We start from the raw sequence: 4,111 nt of genomic DNA, 5'->3' as shown, positions 1-4,111 counted from the left end.
TCATCCCTCGATTTTCGTCCCTCAATCGGGGATTTCTCGCCAGGAATTAGTTAAACCACAGACATTCCATAAAAAGGGATAACTTCTGACCAATGGGGACATTTTCCTTGTTGCCATTGATAATAGGCTAATTCTAAAACACTACTGGCAGTCATACCTAAGTTTGATGGTGTTATTAATGGTTGACAAGAGAGGTTTAAATCTTCTAGTTTCTTGTTCCACAATTCAGGTTCCATTACTGTATCATCAACAATAATATCTAAGCCATTTTCTTGTTTATTTTGACAATAAATCCCTCCATAAAATTGTCCTCGTGAAGCTTTCATCTGCACAAAGATCGGTTCATCAATGCCATAATACTTTTTATTAAACCAAGCAAAAGCAGCTAAACTAGAAATACCAAACAAAGGAAGATTTAATTGTTGTGCTAGGGTACGGGCAGCTACTATGCCAATGCGATTGCTGGTAAAACTTCCAGGCCCTTTTGCTACAGCAATAAAACGAAAATCTTGCCAAGATTTCGGCTGAATAAACTCTTGTAAATATTGGTGTAAATAATTAGATAATTGTCGATCCAAATTCCAAGTTTGGGTAGCGGTTTCTGTGGAAAAATCACTTAAACTTAGTCCTAGTTGTGAACTGGTGGTATGTAAACCTAAACCCCAAAGAGGAGAACTTAAGGAGATCATAAAAAAATTGAGAGGATATCTAGAAAATCTTAATTATTTTATCAACTGTTGCTATCTATAATAAATACTTCATAATTTATAATCGATGTTAATGAATAAAATCTGGTAAAAATCTAAACAAACTCGCACTTTGTCTTCCAGATTGATTAGAATTGCATCACGCGACTTTTTCAGGAGCCAATCGTGACCCATACCACCCTACCCAAAAAACCCGCTCAATCCTTCGATCCGCAACACTTTGATAACTATGTGATGCACACTTATGGACGGTTCCCCATAGCCATCGACAGGGGGGAAGGGTGTCGTCTCTGGGATACGGACGGCAAGGAGTATCTCGACTTTGTGGCAGGTATCGCCACTTGTACCCTCGGCCATGGTCACCCTGCTTTAGTCGAAAGTGTTAGCCAGCAAATTCGCTCTCTACACCATGTTTCCAATTTATACTATATTCCCCAACAAGGGGAACTAGCGCAGTGGATGATCGAGCATTCCTGTGCCGATAAGGTATTTTTCTGTAATTCTGGGGCAGAAGCTAACGAAGCCGCCATCAAACTGATTCGGAAATACGCTCATACGGTGCTGGACTTTTTAGAACAACCAGTTATCCTAACCGCTAAAGACAGTTTTCACGGACGGACTTTAGCCACTATCACCGCTACAGGTCAACCTAAATATCAAAAAGACTTTGAACCACTGATGCCTGGCTTTGCTTACGTTCCCTATAATGATATCAAGGCGGTCGAATATGCGATCGCAGATATGGACGAAGGGAACCGCCGAGTAGCTGCGGTTATGTTAGAACCCTTACAGGGAGAAGGCGGAGTAAAGCCAGGGGAAATCGACTATTTCCTCCGTTTAAGAAAAATTTGCGACGAAAATAATATTCTTTTGGTGTTCGATGAGGTACAAGTAGGTGTAGGCCGCAGTGGTAAACTCTGGGGTTACGAAAACTTAGGGGTAGAACCGGATGTGGTAACCAGTGCAAAAGGCTTAGCAGGTGGCGTTCCCATCGGGGCCATGATGTGCAAAGAGTTTTGTGACGTTTTGACCCCTGGAACCCATGCTAGTACCTTTGGGGGCAACCCTTTGGCTTCTGCGGCAGCTTTGACAGTGCTGAAAACTATCGAAGAAGAAAATATTTTACATAACGTTCAGGCTAGAGGGGAACAGTTGCGCACTCGTTTACGGGCCATCGCCAAGAAAGATGCTAACCTATTTACCGATGTGCGTGGTTGGGGCTTAATCAATGGTATGGAAATTAACGAGGAAATGTCCATCACTTCTATTGACATTGTTAAGGCGGCTATGGATGAGGGATTATTATTAGCCCCGGCAGGACCCAAAGTATTGCGTTTTGTACCTCCTTTGATTGTTACAGAGGAAGAGATTGAGCAAGCAACCGAAAAATTAGAAGTAGCTATTAGTAAGGTTTGTACGGTGGCAATTAGTTAAAATAGAAACAAGAGGGCGTTAGTTTTTTAGCGAACTCTTGTTATCTTAATTGGCTAATTGGAAGAAGAGGTTAAGTAGTGGGACATAAATAAAGCTAACTGTGAAACTTATGTAACCATAGCTGTAACCAGACTCCTGCCTCTTCTCAAATGTAAGATTCATTTTTGTCCAAGTACTTATTATGATGAGTAACGACACAGCAAAGCGTAAATTATTATCAGCCCTTGCTCACGGATCGATCTTTTTTAGTGCCACTTTTGTCTGCATTGCGGTTCCTCTAGTTATCCTTTTTATCTCAGACGACGAAATCATTCAAAATAATGCCAAAGAGGCTTTAAATTTTCATCTCAATGTTTGGCTTTATACCATTATTTTTGGAATTTTAACCTTAATTTTAATCGGTTGGTTATTGTTAGGTATTTTAGCAATTGTTACTGTGGTAATGCCTATTATTGGCATCGTTAAAGTGTTGACAAATCCTAACCAAGTTTTCCGATATCCTTTTATTTTGAGAGTTTTGTAAAGGTAAATTTTAATGAAAATAATTAAGCTGAAATTATTTTATTTAGCTATATTTAACATTATTATTTTACTAGGATTAGGCGGCTGCTTATCCTCTTCCAACTCTTCCGATAATTCTACAATTCAGCCAACCATCGATCAAACCAGTAGAGCATCGCAAACCCAAGATAAGGTTAAAAAAATGACAGTGGTAGAGGGGTTAAAACATCCCTGGGGTATGGACTGGCTACCCAATGGTGACATTTTGGTTACAGAACGTCCTGGAAGACTTCGGATTGTCAAAAATGAAAAATTAGAACCTCAATCCATTCAAGGGGTGCCACAAGTCCTGGCAGCAGGTCAAGGAGGCTTATTAGATGTAGCTGTACATCCTAATTTTAGTGAAAATGGTTATATCTATTTGACCTATGCTTCGGGGACACGCAACAGCAATCAAACCAAGATCGCTCGCGGTATCTTAGAAGAGAATCAATTACGGGATGTTGAAGTTATCTTTGAAGTTTCCCCCGCAAAGAATGGGGAACAACATTTCGGTTCTCGTCTACAGTGGTTAAAAGATGGAACCTTATTAGCGTCCATTGGAGATGGAGGAAACCCACCCTTAAAGATCGATGGTGAGTTGATTCGTAAACAAGCACAAAAACTTGACAGTTATTTGGGTAAAATTATACGCATCAACGACGATGGTAGCATTCCCGATGACAATCCTTTTCTGAACCAGGAAAATGTTAACCCTGCTATTTGGAGTTATGGTCATCGTAACATCCAAGGTTTGGCCATTGATAGAAAAAGCGGTCAAATATGGTCAACAGAACACGGTTCTAAGGGAGGGGATGAACTCAATAAAATTGTAGCAGGAGAGAACTACGGTTGGCCTGTGGTGACTCACAGTCAGGAATATAGTGGGGGTGAAATATCCGAGAAGCGATCGCTTCCCGGTATGGTTGATCCGTTGGTGGTTTGGACTCCTGCGATCGCACCTTCTGGACTAACAGTATACCGAGGGGATAAATTTACAGACTGGGAAGGAGACTTATTTGCAGGGGGTTTAGTCGCTAGACAGGTGATTCGTATAGACTTAAACGATGCTGGTGAAATTGTAGCTAAATATCCCATAAAATTTCAGCAACGGGTTAGGGATGTTAAACAGGGACCAGATGGTTTTATTTATGTTTTAACCGACGATCGCAATGGTCAATTAATACGCTTAGAACCTATCAGTAATTAAGTTTCTTGAGATAAAGGGTAGTGATCCTTCTGCAACTTGTTACTCCCTCCTAAAATAAACAGCCAAACCACTACTACAAGCCAATGAATGAAAGCCGCAATTAAAAGAGAACCAGTAAAATAATACGCGAGCGCACAAGTAAACCCTAGCAAACCTGCCAAAGTGAGAAATAGAAGCTTCTCAAAAAGTCTGGGGGGACTCGCCGAAAGTTAGGGGACAA

General features: G+C 40.7%; 4 protein-coding genes. 3 read left to right on the top strand and 1 reads right to left on the bottom strand.

The genetic code is table 11. The features are described 5' to 3' along the window. Positions 1 to 50 precede the first annotated feature (50 nt). The gene (tsaB, locus tag P9B04_RS15825; protein WP_342055951.1) at positions 51 to 689 is read right to left on the bottom strand and encodes a tRNA (adenosine(37)-N6)-threonylcarbamoyltransferase complex dimerization subunit type 1 TsaB; all 639 of its coding nucleotides are present in this window, start codon (positions 687 to 689) and stop codon (positions 51 to 53) included. Positions 690 to 872: 183 nt separating this feature from the next. Between tsaB and P9B04_RS15820 the strand changes: the two genes are divergently transcribed. The 3 genes from P9B04_RS15820 to P9B04_RS15810 all read left to right on the top strand — a co-directional run bounded on the left by P9B04_RS15820 (position 873) and on the right by P9B04_RS15810 (position 3,891). After that, positions 873 to 2,141 carry an aspartate aminotransferase family protein gene (locus P9B04_RS15820; protein WP_342055950.1) on the top strand — a complete coding sequence of 423 codons (1,269 nt, stop codon included), beginning with the start codon at positions 873 to 875 and terminating at the stop codon, positions 2,139 to 2,141. Positions 2,142 to 2,325: 184 nt separating this feature from the next. After that, positions 2,326 to 2,664, top strand: coding sequence for a DUF4870 domain-containing protein (locus tag P9B04_RS15815; RefSeq protein ID WP_342055952.1), 339 nt, complete (start codon positions 2,326 to 2,328; stop codon positions 2,662 to 2,664). Positions 2,665 to 2,676: 12 nt separating this feature from the next. Next, the gene (locus P9B04_RS15810; RefSeq protein ID WP_342055949.1) at positions 2,677 to 3,891 is read left to right on the top strand and encodes a PQQ-dependent sugar dehydrogenase; all 1,215 of its coding nucleotides are present in this window, start codon (positions 2,677 to 2,679) and stop codon (positions 3,889 to 3,891) included. Positions 3,892 to 4,111 lie beyond the last annotated feature (220 nt).

The sequence above is a fragment of the Crocosphaera sp. Alani8 genome (genome assembly GCF_038442745.1).
Lineage (GTDB): Bacteria > Cyanobacteriota > Cyanobacteriia > Cyanobacteriales > Microcystaceae > Crocosphaera.
This window is presented reverse-complemented; position numbering and strand designations above follow the sequence as displayed.

Excerpts from the sequence above, each read along its gene's own strand:
- P9B04_RS15810 (WP_342055949.1), top strand. The coding sequence starts at position 2,677 with ATGAAAATAATTAAGCTGAAATTATTTTATTTAGCTATATTTAACATT.
- P9B04_RS15815 (WP_342055952.1), top strand. The coding sequence starts at position 2,326 with ATGAGTAACGACACAGCAAAGCGTAAATTATTATCAGCCCTTGCTCAC.
- tsaB (WP_342055951.1), bottom strand. The coding sequence starts at position 689 with ATGATCTCCTTAAGTTCTCCTCTTTGGGGTTTAGGTTTACATACCACC.